The sequence below is a fragment of the Nodularia chucula CCY0103 genome (assembly GCF_963923915.1).
Lineage (GTDB): Bacteria > Cyanobacteriota > Cyanobacteriia > Cyanobacteriales > Nostocaceae > Nodularia > Nodularia chucula.
On record NZ_CAWUOL010000184.1, the window covers coordinates 1 to 1,491 of the forward strand.

Consider the following 1,491-nt stretch of genomic DNA (forward strand, 5'->3'; position numbering starts at 1 on the left):
TCAATACGGTTCAGTTAAGGCTGAAAGTCGTGTAAATTAAGCATTGTCCCAAGAATGAAAATAAACGTGTGGTGCATCTCAAAGATTTCTCCTTGGTGTCTCCAGAGATACAAAGTAGTGACGTACTGAAGGCAATCGAGACAGCGATTCCAGCTTTTGCCATCGAACAGGCCATCGCTAATACCAAAACCGAAGAAGAACGCAGGCGATCGTTACCAGCACAATTAGTGGTTAGCCTGGTAATAGCAATGAGTTTTTGGTCTAAAGACTCGATGCGTGATGTATTGAAAAACTTGATTGATGGACTAAGTGAAGCATGGATTAAGGTTGGTAAATATTGGCGAGTACCTTGTAAGTCAGCAATTACTCAAGCTCGGCAACGATTGGGAGCAGGAGTGATGAGCCAATTATTTCACCAGTTAGTACAACCAATGGCGACTGGTGAGACGATAGGAGCATTTCTAAATGGGCTGAGAATTGTGGTGATTGACGGTACTTGTTTTGATGTTCCAGATAGTAATGAAAATGCGAGAGTTTTTGGTCGTCCTGGTAGTCGTCCAGGCACACAAGCAGCTTTTCCCAAAGTCAGATTAGTCATATTGGTAGAAGCAGGAACACACATAATATTTGATGCTTTAATGTGTCCATACCGCATCGGAGAACGAGTGCGGGCATTAAAATTATTACGCTCGGTAACATCAGGAATGTTGTTGATGTGGGATAGGGGATTGCATTCGTATGCAATGGTACACGCAACAGTATCTAAGGGTTGTGACTATTTAGGGAGAATTCCTGCCAATGTTAAATTTTTTGCAGAAAAATCGTTGCCAGACGGTTCTTATCTGTCATCGATTTACCCATCTGGAAAGTTACGAAAAAAGGGTTGTCAGCCAATATCAGTAAGAGTTATCGAGTACACAATTGAGCATCCTGATAACCCAGAAAAACAAGTGATATATCGCTTGATTACTAGCCTGTTAGACATTGAAAAATTCCCGGCAGAGTTGTTAGCTGAGGAATATCATCAACGTTGGGAAGTAGAAAATACCATTGATGAATTGAAAATCCATCTTTTGGGTCGAAAAACCCATGTTCGTTCCCAAAAACCACGAGAAGTTGTACAAGAAGTGTATGGTTGGTTGTTGGGACATTGGTCAGTTCGAGTGTTAATGTTTCAAGCGGCAACTAATGCTTCTGTTCCTCCGTTGCGTCTAAGTTTTACAGGAACATTACGAGTCATTCGTCGTGCTATTCCTAAATTTCAACATTTACCACCAGAAGAATTCCCCCTTTTTTCGATTGGTTAACCGTAGAGATTCTGGATACGTTGTTACCCGAACGAGTTCACCGTACTAACCCCAGGGTTGTGAAAAAACCTGTATCAAAGTTTCTTTCTAAAAAGCCTAAACACAGAGGTACTGGAAAACAAGTACAAGCTCCGAAATTTCACATTAATAATCAGCTTTTTAGCCTTAACTGAACCGTATTGAC

General features: G+C 41.1%; 1 protein-coding gene. It reads left to right on the top strand.

Annotation, left to right across the window (positions count from 1 at the left end):
• Positions 1-161: 161 nt before the first annotated feature.
• A complete protein-coding gene (locus ACM0OP_RS24090; RefSeq protein WP_414530931.1) occupies positions 162-1,307 on the top strand; it encodes an IS4 family transposase in 1,146 nt (381 codons plus the stop codon).
• Positions 1,308-1,491: the final 184 nt, after the last annotated feature.